General features: G+C 70.6%; 23 protein-coding genes and 1 pseudogene. 17 read left to right on the top strand and 7 right to left on the bottom strand.

Annotated features, from left to right (window positions below; genetic code table 11):
• The 3 genes from ACWCRD_RS29575 to ACWCRD_RS29565 form a co-directional block, all read left to right on the top strand.
• Positions 1-457, top strand: a 457-nt coding sequence (locus tag ACWCRD_RS29575) for a MarR family winged helix-turn-helix transcriptional regulator (protein WP_450968814.1), incomplete at its 5' end; no start/stop codon positions are given.
• A 137-nt stretch (positions 458-594) separates the two neighbouring features.
• A complete protein-coding gene (locus tag ACWCRD_RS29570; protein ID WP_450968813.1) occupies positions 595-3,177 on the top strand; it encodes a cellulosome protein in 2,583 nt (860 codons plus the stop codon).
• A gap of 2 nt (positions 3,178-3,179) precedes the next feature.
• Entirely contained in the window at positions 3,180-3,473 is a 294-nt protein-coding gene (locus ACWCRD_RS29565; RefSeq protein ID WP_115914548.1) for a DUF1905 domain-containing protein, read from the top strand.
• Here ACWCRD_RS29565 and ACWCRD_RS29560 read toward each other — a convergent pair whose 3' ends face one another.
• Positions 3,474-4,238: a VOC family protein gene (locus tag ACWCRD_RS29560; protein ID WP_450968812.1), complete on the bottom strand. Its 765-nt coding sequence runs from the start codon at positions 4,236-4,238 to the stop codon at positions 3,474-3,476.
• A 177-nt stretch (positions 4,239-4,415) separates the two neighbouring features.
• Here ACWCRD_RS29560 and ACWCRD_RS29555 point away from each other — a divergent pair, with 177 nt between their 5' ends.
• Entirely contained in the window at positions 4,416-5,330 is a 915-nt protein-coding gene (locus ACWCRD_RS29555; protein WP_450968811.1) for an N-acetyltransferase, read from the top strand.
• Between the two features lie 95 nt (positions 5,331-5,425).
• On the top strand, positions 5,426-6,022 hold the full coding sequence (locus tag ACWCRD_RS29550; protein WP_450968810.1) for a LuxR C-terminal-related transcriptional regulator: 597 nt from the start codon (positions 5,426-5,428) through the stop codon (positions 6,020-6,022).
• A 150-nt stretch (positions 6,023-6,172) separates the two neighbouring features.
• On the opposite strand, the gene ACWCRD_RS29545 is transcribed toward ACWCRD_RS29550, so the two are convergent.
• On the bottom strand, positions 6,173-6,565 hold the full coding sequence (locus ACWCRD_RS29545) for a VOC family protein (RefSeq protein ID WP_450968809.1): 393 nt from the start codon (positions 6,563-6,565) through the stop codon (positions 6,173-6,175).
• A gap of 70 nt (positions 6,566-6,635) precedes the next feature.
• Here ACWCRD_RS29545 and ACWCRD_RS29540 point away from each other — a divergent pair, with 70 nt between their 5' ends.
• Positions 6,636-7,175, top strand: coding sequence for a GNAT family N-acetyltransferase (locus ACWCRD_RS29540; protein WP_450968808.1), 540 nt, complete (start codon positions 6,636-6,638; stop codon positions 7,173-7,175).
• 20 nt (positions 7,176-7,195) lie between these two features.
• Here ACWCRD_RS29540 and ACWCRD_RS29535 read toward each other — a convergent pair whose 3' ends face one another.
• A complete protein-coding gene (locus ACWCRD_RS29535; RefSeq protein ID WP_450968807.1) occupies positions 7,196-7,879 on the bottom strand; it encodes a glycerophosphodiester phosphodiesterase in 684 nt (227 codons plus the stop codon).
• Positions 7,880-8,271: 392 nt separating this feature from the next.
• On the opposite strand from ACWCRD_RS29535, the gene ACWCRD_RS29530 reads away from it, so the two are divergent.
• The 5 genes and pseudogenes from ACWCRD_RS29530 (at position 8,272) to ACWCRD_RS29510 (ending at position 12,623) form a co-directional block, all read left to right on the top strand.
• Entirely contained in the window at positions 8,272-9,669 is a 1,398-nt protein-coding gene (locus ACWCRD_RS29530; RefSeq protein ID WP_450968806.1) for a DUF6421 family protein, read from the top strand.
• Positions 9,666-10,460, top strand: coding sequence for an SDR family NAD(P)-dependent oxidoreductase (locus ACWCRD_RS29525; RefSeq protein ID WP_450968805.1), 795 nt, complete (start codon positions 9,666-9,668; stop codon positions 10,458-10,460). Before ACWCRD_RS29530 ends, ACWCRD_RS29525 begins: the two co-directional genes overlap by 4 nt.
• Positions 10,457-11,527, top strand: a complete 1,071-nt coding sequence (locus tag ACWCRD_RS29520; protein WP_450968804.1) for a threonine aldolase family protein — start codon at positions 10,457-10,459, stop codon at positions 11,525-11,527. The genes ACWCRD_RS29525 and ACWCRD_RS29520 overlap by 4 nt, the downstream gene beginning before the upstream one ends.
• Positions 11,528-11,609: 82 nt before the next feature.
• Positions 11,610-12,203, top strand: a complete 594-nt coding sequence (locus ACWCRD_RS29515; protein WP_450968803.1) for a transglutaminase domain-containing protein — start codon at positions 11,610-11,612, stop codon at positions 12,201-12,203.
• Positions 12,172-12,623 (top strand): annotated as a pseudogene (locus tag ACWCRD_RS29510) (hypothetical protein). Before ACWCRD_RS29515 ends, ACWCRD_RS29510 begins: the two are co-directional and overlap by 32 nt.
• A gap of 4 nt (positions 12,624-12,627) precedes the next feature.
• Here the strand turns inward: ACWCRD_RS29510 and ACWCRD_RS29505 are convergent.
• Both ACWCRD_RS29505 and ACWCRD_RS29500 read right to left on the bottom strand, forming a co-directional pair.
• Positions 12,628-13,356 (bottom strand): lysophospholipid acyltransferase family protein, encoded by a 729-nt coding sequence (locus tag ACWCRD_RS29505; protein WP_450968802.1) that lies wholly within the window; start codon positions 13,354-13,356, stop codon positions 12,628-12,630.
• Between the two features lie 184 nt (positions 13,357-13,540).
• Positions 13,541-13,957 (bottom strand): DUF4395 domain-containing protein, encoded by a 417-nt coding sequence (locus ACWCRD_RS29500; RefSeq protein ID WP_450968801.1) that lies wholly within the window; start codon positions 13,955-13,957, stop codon positions 13,541-13,543.
• A gap of 75 nt (positions 13,958-14,032) precedes the next feature.
• Here ACWCRD_RS29500 and ACWCRD_RS29495 point away from each other — a divergent pair, with 75 nt between their 5' ends.
• The 4 genes from ACWCRD_RS29495 (at position 14,033) to ACWCRD_RS29480 (ending at position 17,211) form a co-directional block, all read left to right on the top strand.
• Positions 14,033-14,446, top strand: coding sequence for a TlpA family protein disulfide reductase (locus ACWCRD_RS29495; RefSeq protein WP_450968827.1), 414 nt, complete (start codon positions 14,033-14,035; stop codon positions 14,444-14,446).
• A 205-nt stretch (positions 14,447-14,651) separates the two neighbouring features.
• Positions 14,652-15,167, top strand: a complete 516-nt coding sequence (locus ACWCRD_RS29490; protein ID WP_450968800.1) for a flavin reductase family protein — start codon at positions 14,652-14,654, stop codon at positions 15,165-15,167.
• A 220-nt stretch (positions 15,168-15,387) separates the two neighbouring features.
• Positions 15,388-16,176 (top strand): electron transfer flavoprotein subunit beta/FixA family protein, encoded by a 789-nt coding sequence (locus tag ACWCRD_RS29485; RefSeq protein WP_450968799.1) that lies wholly within the window; start codon positions 15,388-15,390, stop codon positions 16,174-16,176.
• A gap of 72 nt (positions 16,177-16,248) precedes the next feature.
• Positions 16,249-17,211, top strand: coding sequence for an electron transfer flavoprotein subunit alpha/FixB family protein (locus ACWCRD_RS29480; protein ID WP_450968798.1), 963 nt, complete (start codon positions 16,249-16,251; stop codon positions 17,209-17,211).
• 58 nt (positions 17,212-17,269) lie between these two features.
• On the opposite strand, the gene ACWCRD_RS29475 is transcribed toward ACWCRD_RS29480, so the two are convergent.
• Positions 17,270-18,193, bottom strand: a complete 924-nt coding sequence (locus ACWCRD_RS29475) for an endonuclease/exonuclease/phosphatase family protein (RefSeq protein ID WP_450968797.1) — start codon at positions 18,191-18,193, stop codon at positions 17,270-17,272.
• Positions 18,194-18,402: 209 nt separating this feature from the next.
• Here ACWCRD_RS29475 and ACWCRD_RS29470 point away from each other — a divergent pair, with 209 nt between their 5' ends.
• Together ACWCRD_RS29470 and ACWCRD_RS29465 are read left to right on the top strand one after the other, a co-directional pair.
• The gene (locus ACWCRD_RS29470; protein WP_450968796.1) at positions 18,403-19,707 is read left to right on the top strand and encodes a DUF6986 family protein; all 1,305 of its coding nucleotides are present in this window, start codon (positions 18,403-18,405) and stop codon (positions 19,705-19,707) included.
• Positions 19,708-19,803: 96 nt separating this feature from the next.
• Positions 19,804-21,666, top strand: a complete 1,863-nt coding sequence (locus ACWCRD_RS29465) for a protein kinase domain-containing protein (protein WP_450968795.1) — start codon at positions 19,804-19,806, stop codon at positions 21,664-21,666.
• A gap of 12 nt (positions 21,667-21,678) precedes the next feature.
• Here ACWCRD_RS29465 and ACWCRD_RS29460 read toward each other — a convergent pair whose 3' ends face one another.
• Positions 21,679-22,434 (bottom strand): hypothetical protein, encoded by a 756-nt coding sequence (locus ACWCRD_RS29460; protein ID WP_450968794.1) that lies wholly within the window; start codon positions 22,432-22,434, stop codon positions 21,679-21,681.
• Positions 22,435-22,439 lie beyond the last annotated feature (5 nt).

Here is a 22,439-nt window from a genome sequence, read left to right as displayed (position 1 = left end):
CCCCGACCTCGACACCGGCCCCATGGAGATCATCGGGCGTATCAACCGCTGCGCCGCCCTCCTCCAGCAGGCCGAGGACGCCCCGCTGCGCCGGGCCGGCCTCAGCCGCCCCGAGTTCGACCTGCTCGGCGCGCTGCGCCGCACCGGCCACGAACTGACCCCCGGCGAACTCGCCCGCGAGACCTTCTCCTCGGGCGCCGCCGTCACCAAGCGCCTCAAGCAGCTCACCGAGCGCGGCCTGGTCGAGCGCCGCGGCGACACCCGCGACCGGCGCGTCGCCCACCTCCGCCTCACGGACGCCGGCCGCGATCTCGTCGACGGCATCCTCCCCGAGCAACTGGCCTACGAGACCTCCGTACTGGCCGTCCTGGATCCGCAGGGGCAGGGCGAACTGGCCGGGCTGCTGGGCGAGTTGCTCGGCCGGCTGGAGGGCCGTCTCGGCGCGCTGCGCGTCTGAACCCCGCTGAACCGCCGCGTCCGGAACTTTCGGAGGCCGGGTGCCCGTTGACGTGATCGACTCCGACTCCCTACGTTCGACCAGGCCGGTTCGGATCACCGACTGGCGTACGACATGTCGAACGAAGGGGCGATGCCGTGACAGCCGAAACGCTCACTGTCGATCTGGGCACGGAGACCGGCTCGTTCCACGGCGGCGCGAGCGGCACGCTCTACGGCCTGTACGGCGACGGCGTGCCCAGCCGCGCCGTCGTCGAGGGCATGTACGTCCGCACGGTCACCACCAAGGCACAGGACGGCGTCCAGCACCCCGGCGCCGACGCCCTGGAGATCCTGCCGTCCTTCGTCGCGGCGGGCGGTCAGGACGTCTACGTCTACCTGACCGACATCCACCGCGGCTTCCCCTACGAGTGGCCGGGCGCCACCGGCGAGGAACGCCTCACCGCCTACCTGGCGAACGTCCGCCGCCAGGTCACGCAGGTGCAGACGCTGGGCGCGCTGAAGTCCCATGTCGTGTACGTCCCGTTCAACGAGCCCGAGGGCAACATGTTCGGCACGGGGGAGTGGAGCTACGACCAGGTCTCCTGGCACACCGAGCCGGGACCCTACTTCGCGGCCTGGCAGCAGACGTACCACCTCATCAAGGGCCTGGACCCTCAGGCACGCATCGCCGGCCCGAACACCTGCATCCTCTATCCGGAGGTGCGCGGCTTCCTGGAGTTCGCGCGCGAGCACGACGTGCTCCCCGACGTGATCACCTGGCACGAGCTGTCCTCGCCGGACGAGGTCCGCAGGAACGTCGCCGAGTACCGGGAGATGGAACGGGAGTTGGGCATCGGCCCGCTGCCCGTCAACCTCAACGAGTACGCGCACAACTACCATCTGTCCGTCCCCGGACAGATGATCCAGTGGATCGCCGCGATCGAGGAGTCCAAGGTCGACGCCGACATGGCGTACTGGAACATCGCCGGCAACCTCAACGACTCGGCGGTCGAGGCCAACAAGGGCAACGGCCAGTGGTGGCTGTTCAACGCCTACGGGCAGCTGTCCGGCAACACCGTCCGCGTCACCGCACCGCACCCCGACGTCCAGTACACGCTGCAGGGCGTCGCCACCCTCGACCGGCTCAAACGGCAGGCCCGTGTGCTGTTCGGCGGCGCGAGCGGCGCCGCGGACCTCGTCCTCGAAGGCGTCGACACGGACGTGTTCGGCACGACCGTCCACCTACGCCTCCAGGAGATCGCCTGGAGCGGCCAAGTCGGCGCGAGCGCCCAGCCCTTGCGGCTGCTCGACGCCGAACTGCCGGTCGTGGACGGCCGGGTGACGCTGACGCTCACCGGCCTGGACGAGATGTCCGCCCACCAGTTGATCGTGGCTCCCGGTGGCCACGGTGCCGCCCTGCTGCCGCCCGCGGCGGGCCGGCGGTTGACGTACGAGGCCGAGGACGCCACGTACACGGGCGGCGGCTACGTCAAGCACGGCCCCGAAGGATCCCCTTCCGACGTCGACAAGTTCGCGACCTCCGGCGGCTACCACATCGGCGGCCTGCGCACCGGCTCCGACGGCGTGCTCGCCTTCGACGTCGAGGCCCCGCAGGACGGGACGTACGACCTGCGGGTCTTTGCCAATTCCCACAACCTGGCCGATCTGGTGCGCGAGAACGGCCCCACCAACGTCTTCCTGCGCGTCGACGGCAAGGACGCGCGCGAACTGCGGCTGCCGCTCGGCTACAAGTGGGCGGTGTGGGGCCACACCGACACCGAGGTCGAACTGACCGCCGGCCCGCACCGGATCACCCTCGCCGCGCAGGACCCCGACCTCGGCACGACCCAGGGGGACGCGGTCGTCGACAAGCTGGACCTCACCCTGCGCGACGACCAGGAGGCCCTGTACGAGGCCGAGTTCGCCGCCCTCGACGCGGGCGCACGGGTGAGCTACGCCGACCTCGGCGCCTCCGGCCCCGGCGCCGCCGTCCTCCCCCGGGGCGGCACCGTCACCTTCTGGGTGCATGCCCCCGACGACGGCGAGGCGACGGTCACCGTCGACCTGCTCGGCCCCGGCGAGGGCCTGCTCACGGTCAACGGCGAGGAGCTCGGACCCGTGCAGCGAGGCGCAATCCCGCTGTTCCTGGCCGGCGGCATCAACAAGGTCACGGTGACCGGGACTTCGGACCGCCTGGTCGTGGACCGGCTGCGCGTCGGCGCCTCCCGCTCACTGCTGCCCACGTACGTGTCCGCCGCCGAGGACGGCATCCTGACCGGCACCGCGAGGGTGACGGGACGCTCGTACGCCACCGGCGGCAAGGCGGTCGACGGCATCGGTGCCGGCCCCGGCAACGCGCTCACCCTGACGGTGACGGCCGAGCGCGCCGGGCGCCACGCGCTCACCATCCGCTACTCCAACGGCGAGCAGGCGCCCGCCACCCACTACAACCCCGACCCGGTCTGCCGCCACGCCGACATCTCGGTCAACGGCGCGGCCCCGCAGCGCGTCCTGTTCCCCACCACCTTCCACTTCAACAACTTCTGGAACCTCTCCCTACCCGTGACCCTCCATCAGGGCAGCAACACGCTCACCTTCACCGCCGACGAACTCCCCGACTTCGACGGCCACACCAAGAACGCATACGGTCAGCGCTCGGCGTATGCCCCGCTCATCGACCAGGTGACGGTGACACCGCTTGCGCCGCTCTGTCGTGACGGGCACGAGGAAGGGGCCTGATGCTGGAGTTCACGTTCGCCGGCCGGGTGATCGAGTGGCGCGGCCCGGCGCCCTACTACTACCTGCCCGTGCCCGATGAGGAATCCGCGGACATCCGTGAGGTCGCGGCGCAGGCCAGCTACGGCTGGGGCGTGATCCCCGTGGCTGCGCGGATCGGCGAGGTCGACTTCGAGACCTCGCTGTTCCCCAAGGACGGCGGCTATCTGCTGCCGCTGAAGGCCGCGGTCCGGGCGCCCCGGCAGATCACCGCCGGCGACGAGATCACCGTGGAGATGACCGTTCGGCTCCCGCACTGATCAGTGCTCGTCACCCGCCCGGTACACGCCGAACACCGCCGCCTGCGGATCCCGCAGCACCGCGATCCGCGGCCCGTCCGGCACCGAGGTGGGCTCCATGAGGACGGTGCCGCCCGCCTGCGTCGCCGTGGCCGCGCAGGCGTCCACGTCGGCCACCGCGAAGTACGGCAGCCAGTGCGGCGGCACCTCGGGCGGGAACTTCTCGTCCATCCGCACCATGCCGCCGAAGTCCGCGCCGTCGATGCCCCATTGCGGGTATTGCTCCGAAGCGCTGACACTCCAGCCGAACACCGTCGTGTAGAAGCTCTCGGCCCGCTCGGGCGCCCGGGTCAGCAACTCCACCCAGCCCAGTGAGCCGGGCGCGTTGAACAGCCCGGCACCCGGGAAGGCCCGCGCCTGCCACAACTGGAAAGCGGCACCTGCCGGATCGAGCGCCACCGCGAAACGGCCCACGTCGAACACGTCCATCGGGCCCAGCAGAACCGTCCCGCCGGCCGCGGTCACCTGCGCGGCGGCGGCATCCGCGTCCGCCACCGCGAACGACACGTTCCATGCGACGGGCTGCGACTCCTGGTACAGCGGGGTCAGCGCGGCGACCGCGGCGTCGCCCAGGTGCGCGACCGTGTATCCGCCCGCCTCCTGCCGCGGATCCGTCTCGCTGCGCCAGCCGAACAGCTCCGCGTAGAACCGCTTGGCCGCCGCCAGGTCGCTGGTCCCCAACTCGGCCCAGCAGGGCCCGCCGGTCACCGGCTTGTCGAGCTTCATGGCGTCCTTCCGAAGCCTTGGGCGAACAATGGCCCCTCCAGCACGCTGAGCCCGGCCCCGCCCTCCGGCCATCCGGCCGAAACCCTCGCGCCCGGCGCCGCCCCCGACGTACCCTCGCCCATGTACCGCACCGCATGGCGGCCTCCAGCCCACGTCTCCGCTTCCTGGAGGTTCCGCATGCCCGCGCCCACCGTCCGCCCCTTCCGCCGCGACGACCGCGACCAGCTCACCGACCTGATCAACGCACATGTCGCCGCCGTCGTCCCCGGCGTCTCCGTCTCGGTCAACACCGTCCTCAGCGACCTGGAGCGACAGCCCGGCGAGTTCATCACCGACCCTTGGGTCGCCGAGCGCGTCACCCTCGTCGCCGAGCAGCGCCGCCACATCGTGGCCGCCGCCCACCTGCTGCGCTACCGCTCCGGAGACGAGGTCGGCGACCACTACCGGGACGCCGGTGAGATCGACTGGTTCGTGTACCGGCCGCCGGCCTCCTTCTGGCCCGACTCCGAGAAAGCCGCGGACCAGCTGATGGCCGGGTGCCTGGCCCAGTTCGCCCGCTGGAACGTACGCGTCCGTTACGCCGACGGCGCCCTCCCGGCCCCCGTCGTCCACGGCCTGCCCCGCAACTGGCCGCACATCCGTGCCGTCTACGAACGCTCGGGCTTCCGCCACGTCGGAGACACCGAGGTCGTCCTGATCGCGCTCGTGGCCGACCTGCCGGCCGTCGAACCCCGTCCGGGCGTGAGGTTCGAACGCTCGCTGGGGGAGTGCGGCACCCGTTTCACGGCCTACGTCGACGCACGCGCCGCAGGCTTCATCGAGGTCGACACCGCCCTGTCCCGCCCTGAACGCCACGCCCGCGCGGCAGGCCTCGCCGACATCGGCAACCTGCACATCGATACGGCCTCGTACGGCGAGGGCCTGGAGAAACAGCTGCTCGGCCAGGCCGCGGACTGGCTGTGCCTGTGCGGCACGGACCGTCTCCTCGCCTACGAGTCGGCCGACGACAAGGTGGCCATCGACCTCCTGCTGGCGGCAGGTTTCCGGGAACTGACCCGCACCGATTGCCGCTGGGAACACGGCTCACGCTGAGTCCGTCAGGCCGTGAGACCACCGGACTGAAATTCCCGACATAAGGGTCGATAATTCCTTTCAGGTCTGCGGAGGGTGGAGCGACATTGATTCGCGTGCTGCTCGTCGAGAACGCCCGCCTCGTGCGGGGAGCTTTCGCCGCCCTGCTCTCCCGTGAGGACGACATGGAGGTCGTCGCGGAGGAAGCAGGTGATGGCGAGGTGCTGGCGCGGGCGCTGATGTGCCGCCCCGACGTGGCCGTGATCGACGTCGACTCCGAGGAGGGCGAGGAATTCGCCTTGCGGGGCGAGCTGAAGCGGCGGCTGCCCGCGTGCCGAGTGCTGCTGATGATGGCCTCGCCCACACCGGCGCGGCTACGGCGGATGCTCGATCTGCGCGCCGCCGGGGTGATCAGTACGAACGCTCCGGCGGACCGGCTGATCCACGGCATCCGCAAGCTGGCCAGGGGACAGCGGTTCATCGACCCGGAGTTCGCGCTGGCCGCGCTCGACGCGCGGGCGAACCCGCTGACCCCGCGGGACGTGGAGATCCTGCGGCTGACCGCTGACGGCATTCCCATGCGGGAGGTCGCCGAGCGTTTGTCGCTGTCCGTGGCCACGGTCCGCAACCACCTGTCGGCGATCACCAGGAAGATCGGGGGACGCACCCGGATCGACGCCATCCGGATCGCCAGGGAGTCGGGCTGGGTGTGACCACCCCCGGGCGGGCCGTGGCCGCCGGGTCCGCCGACCGCCTTCGGCGGGCCTTGGCCAGGTTTTCACCGCTTCCCGCCCGCACCGGCACGTCGTGGAGGCGCACCAGCCCCGGCCGGGGGTTCGAGCACCCCGCGGGTTTCCGGGCCGTCAGATCCCCGGCCGGTAGCGGATCGGATGGTCCGCCGGCACCTCGACCAGCACGATCCGTGTTCCGTCCGGATCCGCGATCCACATTTCGATCAACCCCCAGGGCTCCTTCACCGGCGGCCGTACGATCTCGACGCCCTTGGCCCGCAGCTCCTCGTGCGCCGCGGCCGCGTCCTCGACCTGCAGCCACAACTGCACGGCGGGGGAGGGCGGGGTCTCGGAGCGGCCCGAGACCTCCAGGAAGCCGCCACCGAGGAAGTAGACGGTGCCGCGCTGCGGCCCCGTGCCGAACTCGCGGTGGACGGCGAGGCCCAACTGCTCGCCGTAGAACGTGCGGGAGCGCTCGGGATCGCTCGGCTGGAGAAGGGTCCGGCTGCTGAGAACGTGCACCATGCATACGGAGCCTAGTGGCAGGGTTAGGCTCGTCCCTGCCCGCGCCGAGCCAGAAACCGGAGTGACGCCCATGGAGACCGCCGCCGACGGACTGACCTTCCGCGACGCCACCGACGCCGACGTCGACGTGCTGGTCGCGCTGATCGAGTCGGCGTACCGCGGGGACTCCAGCCGGGCCGGGTGGACCACCGAGGCGGACATCCTGCAAGGGCAGCGCACCGACCCCGAGGGCGTGCTCGCCGTCATCAAGTCGCCCGACAGCCGTCTGCTGACGGTCGAGCGGGACGGTGCCGTCGTCGCCTGCTGCCAGCTCGAACACCGCGGGGAACACGCCTACTTCGGGATGTTCGCGGTCAGCCCGCAGCTGCAGGGCGCGGGCCTCGGCAAAGTGATCATCACGGAGGCGGAGCGCACGGCGCGCGAGAACTGGGGCGTGCGCGAGATGCACATGACCGTGATCTCCGTACGAGACGACCTCATCGCCTGGTACGAGCGCCGCGGCTACCGCCGTACGGGCCGGATGACCCCGTTCCCGTACGGCGACGAGCGCTTCGGCATTCCGCAGCGCGACGACCTGCAGTTCGAGCTGCTGGTCAAGCAGCTGGTCTGATCAAGGGGCCGGGCTGAGGCTCAGGCCGTGAAGCGGCCGGTGCGCTTGATCTCCGGATAGTCGGTGGTCGCGCCGTCCAGCTGGAGCGCCCGGACGAGCCGCAGATGGTCCTGCGTGTTCACCACCCAGCCGATGATCCTCAGGTCCGCCTTGCGGGCCTGCTCCACGATCTCCAGGGTGAGGCGGCGGATGTTGAGGCAGACGGTCGCGGCACCCGCCTCCACGGCGCGCTCCACGATGTCGGTCCCGTAGCGGCTGCCGATCAGCGCGGTCCGTACGCCCGGCACCAGACGGGTGACCTCGGCGATCGCCTCGTCGTGGAACGAGGACACCTCGACCCGGGCGACCAGGTCCCGTTTGAGCATGACCTCGGCCAGCGCGCGTGCCGCCGCGATGTCCTTGATCTCGGCCTGCAGCGGTGCCCGCACGGCTTCGAGGACCTCCTCGAAAACGGGGACGCGCTCGCCGCGGCCCGCGTCCAGGGCGCGCAGCTCGGAGAGGGTCTTCTCGGCGATCGGGCCAGTGCCGTCGGTCGTGCGGTCCACGTCGGTGTCGTGCATGACGACGAGGGCGCCGTCCTTGCTCAGATGCAGATCGAGTTCGATCACGTCGAGCCCGGCGTGCTGGGCGGCGACGAAGGAACGGAGGGTGTTCTCGGGCTCGGTGCCCATGACTCCGCGATGACCGATGGTAAGGAAGTTCAAGGTTCAACTCGCTTCCGTCGACGGCGGCTCGGCTCCGCGCGCGGACCGGAGCGGACGGCCGCGCGGGCAGAGCCGCAGCCTAATGGCCCGGCCCGGCGATGAACCCGCGCGTACACGGGGATTGGCGCGGCGCCGGGCGTGTGCCTGGCCTGTACCCGTCGGGGATCACCCTGGCGTGGGCGAGTCCTTCCGGTATTGACCGGTGGCCGGTTTCGTCGTGCCGTCGCCGGGTAGCCGCGCGATACCCAAATGTCTGCCGGACGGGTTTCCGGCAGGAAAAAATTCGGTGACCAAGGAGCAGTGCAGGATAATCTCCCGAGACTCCTCTTGCTGAGAGGAAGTCCGTATGTATACGGTCTCCATACGCGAGCTTCTCCCGTGGAGGATGGGACATGACGGAAATTCTTGTGCAGGCGGCTTCGGGGGAGCAGGTTCCTCCGGTGACCAGGGTGGTTGAGCACCCGGCCTGGGCCGTGCTCAAGAATGCCGTGGAGCAGATCCGGCCATGGCAGTCCAAGGACGGGTCGATCGACCTCGAGGCCGAGGGCGCACCCGAGCGCGCGGACGCCGAGGCGGCCGTACGGCGTGTCGTGGCGGCCGTCGAGGAGCTCTCCCCGCTGCTCCCGCACGACACCGACTACCACGAGGCGCTGGCCAAGGACCTGCTCCGGTGGGCCGAAGGCGGCTTCGAGGTGCCCGACTTCCTCGACTCGCTGCTGGCCTTCCAGCCCGCCGCGAACCGTGCGGACGGTCTGCAGCACCTGGTCGTCTTCCCCATGTACACGCAGAACGGCAACCCGGACCGCAACCTCGAAGCGGTCGTGCTGCGCATGGTCTGGCCCGACTGGCTGGCCGAGCTGGAGCGCACCCGTTACGACAACCCGCTGTTCTGCGGCATCAAGTTCGAGGACTTCACGGCCGGCTACGACACCAACTCCGCCGTCCTCTTCCCGGAGACCATCGCCGTGCGCGAGGCGCCGGAACGTTTCTCCTGGGGTGGCATCTTCTGCGACCGCGAGGCCGCCCGCTTCCGCCGTGTGACCGACGCCGCCGTCGACATCCTCGGCCTGGAGCTGCCCGAGGACATCGCCGCGATGGTCCACGACCAGAAGCGCTGCGAGGAGGCCTTCGTGCTGTGGGACATGGTCCACGACCGCACCCACAGCCACGGCGACCTGCCCTTCGACCCGTTCATGATCAAGCAGCGCCAGCCGTTCTGGATGTACGGCCTCGAAGAGCTGCGCTGCGACCTCACCGCCTTCAAGGAGGCCGTGAAGCTGCAGGAGGACGGCGTCCCGCAGGCCCGTGACGTGCAGTACGCGGTGCTGTTCGACCGCATGTTCCGCTTTCCGGTCACCGGCGAGCGCGTGCGCAACTACGACGGCCTCGGCGGCCAGCTCCTCTTCGCCTATCTGCACAAGCACGACGTGATCCGCTGGACCGACAACAAGCTGCACATCGACTGGCAGCGCGCTCCGCAGGTCACCAACCAGCTGTGCGGCGATATCGAGGACCTCTACCGGGCCGGCATCGACCGCCCGAAGCTGGTCCACTGGTTCGCCGCCTACGACCTGGTGTCGCAGTACCTCGCCCCGCACCCCGGCTCCCGCTGGGCCAAGGGCCCCGACGCCCTCGACCTGAGCCGCCCGCCGCGGAAGCTCGTCGATGACGTGCTTCCGGACGAGTTTCCCCTGAGCATGTTCTATGAGGCCCTCTCCAAGAAGCTGAAGAACGTGATCGCCTCCACCAAGGGCATCACGGCGGAGAGCCCCGAGCGGGTCGCCGCATGAGCGACCGCAGCACCAGAACCACTGCTCAGGAGGCGAAGACCATGGCGGGGAACGGAGCTCTCAGCGGTGTGGTGATCGCGGTGGCCGGCGCGGGCGGACCCGCCGGGCGCGCGGCACTGATCCGGCTCGCGGAGGCGGGCGCGACCGTCGTCGCCGCGGACAACGATCCCGAGCGGCTCGCGGAAGCCGTGGACGCGGCCCGTTACGCGTCCGGCGGCGCCACCGTGACCGGTGAGCCTGTCGACCTGCTCGACCTGGAGTCCACCCGGGAGTGGGCCACGCACATCGAGAAGGAGTTCGGCCGCGTCGACGGCCTGGTCCACCTCGTCGGCGGCTGGCGCGGCAGCGAGACCTTCATCAAGACCAGCCTCGACGACTGGGACTTCCTGGAGCTGCTGCTCATCCGCACCGTGCAGCACACCTCCCTCGCGTTCTCCGAGGCGCTGCAGCGCAGCGAGCGCGGCCGCTACGTCCTGATCAGCGCGGCCGGAGCGTCCAACCCGACCGCCGGAAACGCCGCCTACGCCGCCGCCAAGGCCGCCGCCGAGGCGTGGACCCTCGCCATGGCCGACTTCTTCCGCAAGGCGGGAGGCGCCGACGGGCCGACGTCGGCGGCTGCGATCCTGGTGGTGAAGGCGTTGGTGCACGACGCGATGCGCGCAGAGCGACCCAATGCGAAGTTCGCGGGCTTCACGGACGTCAAGGAGCTGGCCGAGGCCATCGCCGACGTCTGGAGCAAGCCCGCCGCCGAAGTGAACGGAAAGCGTCTGTGGCTGACCGAGAAGCCGTGAACCCTCCGAGGACCGACGCGCGTCGCCATCACGACCCGCAGGTCCGCGGCTTCGCCAGCGACAACTACGCCGGGGCCCACCCGGAGGTGCTCGCCGCCCTGGCCCTGGCCAACGGCGGGCACCAGGTCGCGTACGGCGAGGACGACTACACCGACAACCTCCAGAGCATCATCCGCAGCCACTTCGGGGCCACGGCCGAGGCCTTTCCGGTCTTCAACGGCACCGGCGCGAACGTCGTCGCGCTCCAGGCGGTCACCGACCGCTGGGGCGCGGTGATCTGCGCCGAGAGCGCGCACATCAACGTCGACGAGGGCGGCGCCCCGGAGCGCATGGGCGGCCTCAAACTGCTCACGGTGCCGACGCCGGACGGCAAGCTCACTCCCGAACTGATCGACCGGCAGGCGTACGGCTGGGACGACGAGCACCGTGCGATGCCGCAGGTCGTCTCGATCACCCAGAGCACGGAGCTCGGCACGCTCTACACGCCGGACGAGATCCGCGCGATCTGCGAGCACGCACACGCGCGTGGCATGAAGGTGCACCTGGACGGCTCCCGGATAGCCAACGCGGCCGCGTCCCTGGACGTCCCGATGCGGGCGTTCACCAACGCCGTCGGCGTCGACATCCTCTCGCTCGGCGGGACGAAGAACGGCGCGCTGTTCGGCGAGGCGGTCGTCGTCATCAACCAGGACGCCGTCCGCCACATGAAGCACCTGCGGAAGCTGTCCATGCAGCTCGCCTCCAAGATGCGCTTCGTCTCGGTGCAGTTGGAGGCCCTGCTCGCCAAGGACCTGTGGCTGCGCAACGCCCGCCACTCCAACGAGATGGCCCAGCGCCTGGCCGAGGGCGTGCGCGCCGTGCACGGCGTGGAGATCCTCTACCCGGTCCAGGCCAACGGGGTGTTCGCCAAGCTCCCGCACGACGTGAGCGAGCGGCTGCAGCAGCGGTTCCGCTTCTACTTCTGGGACGAGGCCGCGGGCGTGGTGCGCTGGATGTGCGCCTTCGACACCACCGAGGAGGACGTGGACATGTTCGTGGCGGCGCTCAAGGAGGAGATGGCGCACTGAGGTACCTCCCGTGATGCATAGGTATGCGGTTGCCTGAAAAGTCATTGACTCTCGGGTGATCGTATTCCTATGCTCTGCGGGCATGGAGCTGATCCAGAACACCCCCGACCTGTCCGCCTACCTGGCCGCCGACGAGGTCGTCGACCATGACCATCCGGTGGTACGGGAGACGGCTGCCCGCCTCGCCCGTGATGTACCGGACTCGTATGCCTATGCGCGGGCCGCTTTCGAGTTCGTGCGTGACACCATCCCGCACTCCCAGGACTCTGGCGACCTGCGCGTCACCTGGCGGGCCTCCGACGTACTGCACCAGGGCACCGGCATCTGCTACGCCAAGGCCCACGCCCTCGCCGCCCTGCTCCGGGCCGAGGACATCCCCACGGCACTCTGCTACCAGAGGCTGGCCCACGACGACGGCGACGGCCATGCCGTGCACGGGCTGATCGCGGTCCGCTTCAACGGCGCCTGGCACCGGCAGGATCCCCGCGGCAACAAACCCGGCGTCGACGCCCAGTTCTCCCTCGAGGGTGAGCGGCTGGCCTGGGTCCCCGATCCGGATTCCCACGAGGTGGACTATCCGGACCTGTACGCCGAACCGCATCCGGCGGTCATCGAAGTCCTCAAGGCCGCCGCCGACCGGCCCCATCTCTGGAAGATGCTGCCCACCGCACTCTGACCCCGCATTCACCCGTGTCGCGATCGAGGCACACAGCCTGGTCAACGGGCCCGCCATCGAGGAGTGTTCGGCCCTCCGGGGCGAGGCGACCGCATACATCGCCGCCCGCCTGGACGGTCGCGCCCCGCACGACGACCCGCACATGGCCGCCTGGCGCGAGATCTGCACGGCGTTCGGCGCCACGGGCCGTCGGTGACAAGGACTTCGTGTCGGCCGGCGGCGAGGAGGCCGTCGAACACCCCGACGGGGGGTCGGTCGCCCGGCACGACGACGCCGGCGTGACCTGCCGCCACTGGAACTGGCACCAGGGCCCGCGTACCCGCCTCACCGAGGACATGGTTACGGGGGGAAGCGGAACTCGCCGAACTGCTGGAGAAGTTCAGCCCCGGGGCACGGATCACCGTCCACGCCCCGGTGTGACGATTCAGCGGGCCTCGGCCGCCTTCACCTCTTCGGGGGTCGGCGCCGTGCCGCCGAGATGGGCGGGCATCCACCAGGTGTCGTCCGGGCCTTTGGGCCGCACGGGATAGGCGCGCTGCGCCGCCTCCAGCAGCTCCTGGACGCGCTCGCGCAGTCGCCGGGTGATGGCGCCCGCGTACTGGTCCTGGGGGGCCTCCACCGGCTCGCCCACCCGGATGGTGATCGGCGTGTGGCTGCGCTTGAAGTTGCGCGGGTGGCCCTTGGTCCACAGCCGCTGGGTGCCCCACAGCGCCATGGGGATGAGCGGGACGCCCGCCTCCTGGGCCATGCGCGCGGCACCCGACTTGAAGCTCTTCAGGGTGAAGGACTGCGAGATGGTCGCTTCCGGGAAGACGCCGACGATCTCACCGGACCGCAGCGACTGCAGCGCATGCTGGTACGCCGTCTCGCCCTGCTTGCGGTCCACCGGGATGTGCTTCATACCGCGCATCAGCGGACCGGAGATCCGGTGCCGGAACACCGACTCCTTCGCCATGAAGCGCACCAGACGCTTCTGCGGCAGGGCGGCCAGACCGTCGAAGATGAAGTCCAGGTAGCTGATGTGATTGCTCACCAGCACGGCGCCGCCCGAGCGCGGAATGTTCTCCGATCCCCTGCAGTCGATCTTGAGGTCCCACACCTTGAACAACGTTTGGGCGAGACCGACGACGGGACGGTAGACAAGCTCAGCCATGGACGGGGTGGACCCTTCTCTCTGCCTGGATGGGTGCTCCCGGCGGGAAGTTACGCAGCCGTAGGTTTACGGCATTGCGCAGATCGTGCCCCAAGAACGAACGGGGGGCCAGTCCTGGCGCCGCAGAACGGCGAGATCCTCGTCACGTCCGACAACTGATCCACCTCGGATTTTTAAGCCGCCTTTACTCCGTACGGACCGTCACCCGCCGTACGAGCAGGTACATCTCGCAGCCCAGGCAGTACCCGAACGCGGCATTGAGGAACGCGGCGGCGAGCGCCGCGGCGGTCGCCGCGAGCCCCAGCCAGGTCGGGCCGAGTCCGAAACCCACCAGTCCGACCCCGGCGAAGACCAGCCCCACCGCCTGCGCGAACCGCGGCGGCTCCGGCGACTCGAACTCGGTCGGCGGCCCGAGCCTGGGACGCACCGCCTTGCGGAACAGCCAGCCGTACGGCGAGCGGCCCACCCCGCCCGCCGCGCCCAGCGCGAACGCCAGCGTCTGCCAGGCCAGCAGCCAGGCGCTCCCGGTGATCAGCACGACCGCCAGGACGACGGTCGTCACGGCCGCCCCGAAGCGGGGCCCCCTCACATCGATGTCCATGAAGCAAGCATTCCGTATGGGGAAAGATCCGGGGAGCCGGGAATCTTTGCAGTCTCGTGAATGCTTGTGCAGGTGATGACCGGACTTGTGGTGTGCGCAGCGGTGCTCGTGGCGGCGAGCGCCTACGGAGTGATTCATCGACGGCGAAACGGGAGGGTGCGCGTGCGTGGGCGCGACGGCGGGAAGCGGCTGGCGGCGGCCGAGTTGGGCGCGGAACTCGGCGAGCGCGCCACGCTCGTGCAGTTCTCCAGCGCCTTCTGCGCGCCCTGCCGGGCCACCCGGCGCGTCCTCGGCGAGGTGGCAGGCATGGTCCCCGGCGTGACCCATGTCGAGATCGACGCCGAGGACCATCTGGACCTGGTGCGCGAACTCGACATCCTCAAGACCCCGACCGTGCTGGTCCTGGACGCCGACGGCCGGATCGTACGGCGTGCCACCGGCCAGCCGCGCAAGGCCGACGTCATCGCCGCACTGGGGGAGGCGGTTTGACGGCTGTGCTGCGGACGGTGAGGCATCTCCCATATGCCGGAACCTACTTGACTGTGCGCACCACCTATCGTCAGCCTGACCGTATGCCTACGGAACTCCTTCTCTACGGGCGGGTCCACGTCGACCTCGCCCGCACTGCGAGCGCGCGCTGTCCGAGCTGTTGAGCAGCCACGACGCCCGCCCCTCCGCGTAGAAGGACAATTCCATGACGGCCACGCCCGACCTCGGCACCCGTACCCCTCAGCTCGCCTCTCCCGAGCTGCTGCGCTCCGTCTTCCGGCGGCACGCGGCAGGAGTCGCCGTGATCACCGCACGCGGCGACGCCGGCCCGGTCGGCTTCACCGCCACCTCGCTCACCTCTGTCTCCGCCGAACCCCCGCTGCTGTCCTTCGGCATCAGCACGGGGGCCTCCAGCTGGCCGGCGATATCGGCGACCGACCACATCGGCGTCCACATACTCGGCGAGCATCAGCAGGACCTGGCGGCCACCTTCGCCAAGAGCGGCGCCGACCGCTTCGGCGCGGCCACCGCCTGGCGTACGGGCCCCGAGGGCGTTCCCGTCCTCGACGACGTCCTCGCCTGGCTGGTCTGCCGGATCGTGGGCCGCGTCCCCGCCGCGGACCACCGCATCGTGCTGGCCGAGGTCGTGCTCGGGGACCCCACGGGCCCCGGCCGCCCGCTCCTCTACCACCAGGGTCATTTCAACGGCCTGCGCGACTGACCGCCGGCCGGCTCCGCCTGCGAAGCGGTCGAGTTCCGATTACGCTGCGTTGCAAAGGTCACAGTTCAAAGCGCTTGCTTAGCGGGAACGAACTGGGTGTACTGACGAGTAATGTTTCGCTCGGAGCGCGGGTCGCCCCGATCGGGATCGGCCGCTTGAGGCGCCTATGCTGCCTGAGAGTAGGCAGCACCGAAATGACGATTGCAGTAGGAGAGCCGGCGTGAGCTTGAGGATCGTTGTCACTGTGAAGTACGTGCCCGACGCCACTGGCGACCGGCACTTCGCCGATGACCTGACCGTCGACCGGGACGACGTGGACGGTCTGCTCTCCGAACTGGACGAGTACGCGGTCGAGCAGGCGCTGCAGATCTCCGAGAACTCCGACGACGACGTGGAGATCACCGTCCTGACGGTGGGTCCGGAGGACGCCAAGGACGCGCTGCGCAAGGCGCTGTCCATGGGCGCCGACAAGGCCATCCACGTCGAGGACGACGACCTGCACGGCACCGACGCGATCGGCACCTCGCTGGTGCTGGCCAAGGCCATCGAGAAGGCCGGCTACGACCTCGTGGTGTCCGGCATGGCCTCCACCGACGGCACCATGGGCGTCGTACCGGCCCTGCTCGCGGAGCGCCTGGGCGTGCCGCAGGTGACGCTGCTGTCCGAGGTCTCCGTCGAGGACGGGACGGTCAAGGGCCGCCGGGACGGCGACGCCGCCTCCGAGCAGCTGGAGGCTTCGCTTCCGGCGGTGGTGTCGGTGACCGACCAGTCGGGTGAGGCGCGCTACCCGTCCTTCAAGGGGATCATGGCGGCCAAGAAGAAGCCGGTCGAGTCGTGGGATCTGTCGGACCTGGAGATCGACGCCGATGAGGTCGGTCTGGCGGGTGCCTGGACGAAGGTCGAGTCGGCGGCCGAGCGTCCGGCCCGTACCGCGGGCACGATCGTCAAGGACGAGGGCGAGGGCGGCAAGCAGCTCGCCGAGTTCCTCGCGAGCCAGAAGTTCATCTAAGGGCCCTGGACCCTTCACGGCTCAACTCCCTCACCGCCCCTCAGACTTCGCACATCGCAGGAGAGCAATCCCATGGCTGAAGTTCTCGTCTACGTCGACCACGTGGACGGTGCCGTCCGCAAGCCCACCCTGGAGCTGCTGACCCTCGCGCGCCGCATCGGCGAGCCGGTCGCCGTCGCGCTGGGCAACGGCGCCGGTGACACCGCCGCCGCGCTGGCCGAGCACGGCGCCGCCAAGGTGCTGACCCACGAGGCGTCCGAGTACGCCGACTACCTGGTCGTCCCGAAGGTGGACGCGCTGCAGGCCGCCGTCGAGGCCGTGTCCCCGGCCGCGGTGCTGGTGCCGTCCTCAGCGGAGGGCAAGGAGATCGCCGCGCGTCTGGCGCTGCGGATCGGTTCCGGCATCATCACGGACGCCGTCGACCTGGAGGCCGGCGACGAGGGTCCGGTGGCCACCCAGTCGGTGTTCGCCGCTTCCTTCACCACCAAGTCCCGGATCGGCAAGGGCACGCCGGTCATCACCGTCAAGCCGAACTCCGCCGCGGTGGAGGCCGCCCCGGCCGCCGGCGCGGTCGAGGCCCTGACGGTGTCGTTCTCGGAGAAGGCGACCGGTACCAAGGTCACCGCCCGCACGCCGCGGGAGTCGACCGGGCGTCCGGAGCTGACCGAGGCCGCGATCGTGGTCTCCGGCGGCCGTGGCGTCAACGGCGCCGAGAACTTCCCGATCATCGAGGCCCTCGCCGACTCCCTGGGTGCCGCGGTGGGTGCCTCGCGTGCCGCGGTGGACGCGGGCTGGTACCCGCACACCAACCAGGTCGGCCAGACCGGCAAGAGCGTGTCGCCGCAGCTGTACATCGCCAACGGCATCTCCGGCGCCATCCAGCACCGGGCCGGCATGCAGACCTCGAAGACGATCGTGGCGGTCAACAAGGACCCGGAGGCCCCGATCTTCGACCTGGTCGACTACGGCGTGGTCGGCGACCTCTTCGACGTCGTCCCCCAGCTGACCGAGGAGATCAACGCCCGCAAGGGCTGATCACCCGAAGGCCGGTCGAGGCCCCCGCGACTGCACGAACAGTCGCGGGGGCCTCGGCTCATTCCAGACTGAGCGAGGCCCGCACGGGCAGATGGTCGCTCGGGAACTGGCCGCCGGCGGAGAAGGTGTCGACGGATGCCCGGTGGGTCGTCACCCAGGGCGTGGTGAGGATCCAGTCGATGCGGTCGCCGTTCGGGCTCAGCCCCTTGTAGCCGTGGAAGGTCCCGTACGAGGCGCTGCGGTGCGCCGTCGCGTCCCAGGTGTCGAGGAGCCCCGAGCCCACCAGCGTGTCGTGGACCGGGTTCCCGTGCGCGGCGGCGTTGAAGTCGCCGGTCACCACGGCCGGAAGCGAACGGTCGAGCTGGGCGATCCGCTGGATCAGCAGCGAGGCGCTGCGCTCGCGCGCGTACTGGCTCGCGTGGTCGAAGTGGGTGTTGAGGACGTAGAACTCCCGGCCGCCGTCGGCGAGATCGCGGAAGCGGACCCAGGTGACGATGCGCGGGAAGGCGGCGCCCCAGGTGTTCGAGCGGATGACCTCCGGGGTGTCGGAGAGCCAGAAGGTGTAGTGCTCGACGGGGGCCAGGCGCCGGTTGTCGTAGAAGATCGCCGTGGACTCGTCGCGGCTGCCGCCCTCGCGGCCGGTGCCGATCCAGTCGTAGGACGGCCCGAGGTCGGTGTCGATGTCGCGCAGCTGCTGGTAGAGGCCCTCCTGGGTGCCGATGACATGGGGGTGCGCGCGACGCAGCAGCTCGCTCATCACCGGTCTGCGGTCGCTCCAGCTGTTGGGTTCCTTCGTGCTCGCGAAACGTAGGTTGAAGGTCATCACCTCGAGACGTGGCGCCCGGCGCGCCTGTGTCGAGGGGGACGGCGCGGGCGAGGCGGACGAGGCGGAGATCGCGGCGCCGGCGAGCGGCACGGTGACCGCCGCGGCCACGGTCGCCTTGAGGCCCAGACGGCGGGTGACTCGGCGTTGGTTCGGCACGGAGGCTCCTTCGGTGGCGGCAGCCGGACGAGTCGTGCGAGGGCGAGTCGTGCGTAGGGAAGTGTCATACCCGGGTGTGAGATGAGCGTGAACATGCCGAGATCGCGGCGTTGCTCCCCGTGGACATGGTGTTGACCACCGGAAGGTGCCCAGATAACTTCATTCTACGGATTGTTGATTCCGCACAGTGGAAAACAGGAGGGTATGGGATGGGTCAGGGCCAGCAGGAGAAGGTGGCGACGAGCCTCGCAGGCGCGATCAGCGAGGAGATCAGCGCCTCCCTCGCCCCGGTCGACGCCGAACTGGAGCGTCGCTACCCGGGGGACCCCGGCACCCGCCAGCCCGTCCACACCGTCTACGTCCCTGGTGACGTCTTCGCCGCCGACACCATCCGCTCCTGGGGCGACCAGGCCCTTGCGGCCCTCGACGCACACGCCCCGGACGCCGCCTCCTTCGCCGCCGTCCTCGGCCTGTCCGACGAGCTCGCCGAGCCCGTCTACGCGCGCGTGCGCGCCAAGCTGGAGCGGGAGCCCATCGAGGACCTGCGCGTCGACTTCGAGGACGGCTACGGCCCCCGTCCGGACGCCGAGGAGGACGAGACGGCGGCCCGCGCGGCCCGCCTGATCGCCGAGGCCTATGCGAAGGGGGCTGCGGCCCCGTACATGGGCATCCGCATGAAGTGCATGGAGGCGCCGGTACGCGACCGGGGCATCCGCACCCTCGACATCTTCCTCAGCGGTCTGATGGAGGCCGGCGGGCTGCCCGACGGGCTGGTGCTGACGCTGCCCAAGGTGACGTACGCCGAGCAGGTCACCGCCATGGTGCGGCTCCTGGAGGCCTTCGAGAAGGCGCGCGGGCTCGAGCCCGGCCGGATCGGCTTCGAGATCCAGATCGAGACCAGCCAGTCCATCCTCGCCACCGACGGCACCGCCACCGTCTCCCGCATGATCCAGGCCGCCGAGGGCCGGGCCACCGGGCTGCACTACGGCACCTTCGACTACAGCGCCTGCCTCGGCGTCTCCGCCGCCTACCAGGCCAGCGACCACCCGGCCGCCGACCATGCCAAGGCGATCATGCAGGTCGCGGCCGCGGGGACGGGCGTACGGGTGTCTGACGGCTCGACCAACGTGCTGCCCGTGGGCCCGACCGAGAAGGTCCACGACGCCTGGCGCCTGCACTACGACCTCACCCGCCGGGCCCTCGCCCGCGCCTACTACCAGGGCTGGGACATGCATCCCGGCCACATCCCCACCCGGTACGCGGCCGTCTTCGCCTTCTACCGCGAGGGCTTCGAGCAGGCCGCCGCCCGCCTCGCGCGGTACGCCAACCGGGCCGGCGGCGACGTCATGGACGAGCCCGCCACCGCCAAGGCCCTCAGCGGCTATCTGCTGCGCGGTCTGGACTGCGGCGCCCTCGACATCGCCGAGGTGGCCCGCCTCACCGGACTGACCCGGGCGGACCTGGAGGGCTTCGCGTCGCCCCGGCGCGGCGACCTGACCGCGTCCGCCAAGTAGCAGGCCCGTCACAGGAGTCACCACCGGCTGGCGTTGTCACCCCCGCCCCGTAGTCTGTACCGCACGCATTGACGTGTCACAGGAACGGGGCGTGCGGTGTCTTCGGGGGAGACCTCAGGCGGGAACAACCAGGGCGACGGGACCGGTCGGCTGCTGGCGGGGCGGTATCGCGTCGTTGCCCAACTCGGCCGCGGCGGCATGGGCGTGGTCTGGAGAGCCGTCGACGAGGTGCTGGGCCGTGAGGTCGCCGTCAAGGAACTGCGCACCTACTCGGACGTCGCCGGGCCCGAACTCGACGACCTGCGGCTGCGGATGCAGCGCGAGGCGCGCGCGGCGGCCCGGGTGCGCCACCCCGGAGTCGTCGCCGTTCACGACGTGACCGAGGTCGACGGCCGCCCGCTCATCGTCATGGAGCTGGTCGACGGGCCGTCCCTGGAGCAGGTGTTGCGCGAGCGCGGCTCCCTCGAGCCGGTCGAGGCCGCCGGCATCGGCGCCAAGGTGATGGACGCCCTGGCGGCCGCCCACCGGGCCGGCGTCCTGCACCGTGACGTGAAGCCCGGGAACATCCTGCTCGAAGGGTCCGGCCGTGTCGTCCTGACGGACTTCGGCATCGCGGCGATGGACGACCCGGGCGACGGCGCGACCGCCCACCTGACCCGCAGCGGTGCGCTCGTCGGCTCCCTGGACTACCTGGCGCCCGAGCGGGCCCAGGGCGCCGAGGCGAGCCCGGCCTCCGACGTCTGGGCCCTGGGAGCCACGCTGTACGCGGCCGTCGAGGGCTCCTCGCCCTTCCGCCGCACGTCGACGTACTCCACGCTCACCGCGATCGTCACCGAGCCCCTGCCGGAGCCGGAGCGTGCCGGCCCGCTCACCCCCGTACTCCGGCAGCTGCTGGACAAACGGCCCGAGACCCGCCCGGAGGCCGAGCAGGGGCGCGCTCTGCTGCAGGCGGTGGCGGACGCGGGCGGCACGGACACGCCGACTACGACCCTGCGTGAACACGCGGTGCCGAGGGCGCAGACGGAGCCCGACATCCCGTCGCTGCCTCCCGGCTTCCTGATGCCGGGAGCCGCACAGGGTCCCGCTCCCACTGAGCAGCGCAGGTCGGCGGAGCCCGCCCCCGACTCGGCCGGAGAGCACCACCGGGTGGCGCCCGGCTCCCACCCCGCGCCGTTTGCCGCACACGCGACGCCGGGCTTCGGCCCGCCCGCGCCGCACAACCCGGCACCGGACCTGGCGACGGCCCCCACCGGGCCCATGTCGCCGGCGACCTCCCCGCGCCGCAAGAGCCGCGCCCTGCTCGCCGCCGCGGCCGTCACCGTCGTCCTCGCGGCGGCCGGCGGCACCGTCGCCCTGCTGAACGCCCGGAACACGCAAGCGAACACGCGCACCTCCGCGTCCCATTCGGATGCCCAGGGGTCCGCGTCCGCCACCGCCCGCACCGACGCCGGCCACTCGGACGGCCCCAAGCCGACGGAACAGGGCGACAAGAAGACCCCGACGCCGACGAGGACCGCCGGTCAGACGGGCGGGGCCAAGCCGACGAACCGGGCCTCGTCCTCATCCACGGCCAAGTCCCCAGGCGGCGGTACCACGGGCGGTACGACCTCAGGCGGCTCCACCACCGGCGGCGGCAGCGGCGGTACGACGGGCGGAGGGGGCGCGACCACCCCGGCACCGGCCTGCACCTCCATGGGCGGCGGCAAGTACAACTGCACGGTCTGGCGCACCGCCAAGTCCTACACCGCCTCCGGCACCGAGGTCGGCGTCCTGGGCGCCGGCACCAACTACTTCTACTGCCAGCAGAACCTGGGCCGCCGCGAGACATACGGCCAGTGGACCAACGTCTGGTGGGCGAAGACGGACGACGACAGAGGCAACACGAACGTCTACATCAGCGACGTCTACATCAAGGGCGGCGACAACGACCAGCCGATCCCCGGACTCCCGGTCTGCTGACGCCCCTCACGCTCACCCGTCCGCCACGTACCGTTCCAGCCCGGACTCCGTCACCAGCTTCTCCTCGGCGAACACCCGGGTGCCCCGCTCGCACAGCCCCGCGTCGGCACGCGCCCGCGTGCAGAACTCCTCGGGAGTGACACCGAACAGCTCCCTCAACCGGGCCGAACCGGCGAGGAGTTCGGTGAGCAGCGCCCGCTGAGCGACCTGCCCGCGCGGCGCCCGCGAACCGTTGCGCAGGACCCCGCGGCGGTTGACGTAGATGTACGCACCGGGCAGCCGCGTCCCGTCCTCCAACTCGATGCGCACCTCCGGCTCCTGCAGCCGGGCGCGCCGGAAGTTGCCGTAGCGCAGCGGCACACCCTCGCTGGCGTCGATCACCGCGAGCTGTGCGGCGTCCAGCCAGGTCACGAACAACTCCCGTACGGCGCCGGGTGCCTCGACCGGTGAGGCGGACACATAGCCCAGGCGGCTGACGTGCGCGGAGACGCCCACGTCGATGCCGGTGACCCGGGCGCGCACCATCGGGACGGGCGAGGTGATCCCGGACTCGTCCATCTTGTGGCGCAGTTGGCCCGGGCAGGCGTTGGAGCCGACCGCCACCACGGGGACGCGGTCCTCGTGCACCAGGCGGTCGAGGGGCAGGAACCGGTCACCGTCGAGGAGCCCGGACCGCGCGGGCCAGGCCCCCGGGTAGAGCAGCGGGTGGTCACGCGGGGCCACCGCGAGGCCCAGGGCTTCGAGGTTGTGGTCCGCTGCACCGTCCACGGGCG

It is taken from the genome of Streptomyces sp. NPDC002092, from assembly GCF_053593775.1.
This window is presented reverse-complemented; position numbering and strand designations above follow the sequence as displayed.

Bases quoted from the DNA above. Each gene is read 5' to 3' on its own strand.
- ACWCRD_RS29560 (WP_450968812.1), bottom strand. From the start codon at position 4,238: ATGAAGCTCGACAAGCCGGTGACCGGCGGGCCCTGCTGGGCCGAGTTG.
- ACWCRD_RS29555 (WP_450968811.1), top strand. From the start codon at position 4,416: ATGCCCGCGCCCACCGTCCGCCCCTTCCGCCGCGACGACCGCGACCAG.
- ACWCRD_RS29545 (WP_450968809.1), bottom strand. From the start codon at position 6,565: ATGGTGCACGTTCTCAGCAGCCGGACCCTTCTCCAGCCGAGCGATCCC.
- ACWCRD_RS29540 (WP_450968808.1), top strand. From the start codon at position 6,636: ATGGAGACCGCCGCCGACGGACTGACCTTCCGCGACGCCACCGACGCC.
- ACWCRD_RS29530 (WP_450968806.1), top strand. From the start codon at position 8,272: ATGACGGAAATTCTTGTGCAGGCGGCTTCGGGGGAGCAGGTTCCTCCG.
- ACWCRD_RS29525 (WP_450968805.1), top strand. From the start codon at position 9,666: ATGAGCGACCGCAGCACCAGAACCACTGCTCAGGAGGCGAAGACCATG.
- ACWCRD_RS29515 (WP_450968803.1), top strand. From the start codon at position 11,610: ATGGAGCTGATCCAGAACACCCCCGACCTGTCCGCCTACCTGGCCGCC.
- ACWCRD_RS29505 (WP_450968802.1), bottom strand. From the start codon at position 13,356: ATGGCTGAGCTTGTCTACCGTCCCGTCGTCGGTCTCGCCCAAACGTTG.
- ACWCRD_RS29500 (WP_450968801.1), bottom strand. From the start codon at position 13,957: ATGGACATCGATGTGAGGGGGCCCCGCTTCGGGGCGGCCGTGACGACC.
- ACWCRD_RS29495 (WP_450968827.1), top strand. From the start codon at position 14,033: ATGACCGGACTTGTGGTGTGCGCAGCGGTGCTCGTGGCGGCGAGCGCC.
- ACWCRD_RS29490 (WP_450968800.1), top strand. From the start codon at position 14,652: ATGACGGCCACGCCCGACCTCGGCACCCGTACCCCTCAGCTCGCCTCT.
- ACWCRD_RS29480 (WP_450968798.1), top strand. From the start codon at position 16,249: ATGGCTGAAGTTCTCGTCTACGTCGACCACGTGGACGGTGCCGTCCGC.
- ACWCRD_RS29470 (WP_450968796.1), top strand. From the start codon at position 18,403: ATGGGTCAGGGCCAGCAGGAGAAGGTGGCGACGAGCCTCGCAGGCGCG.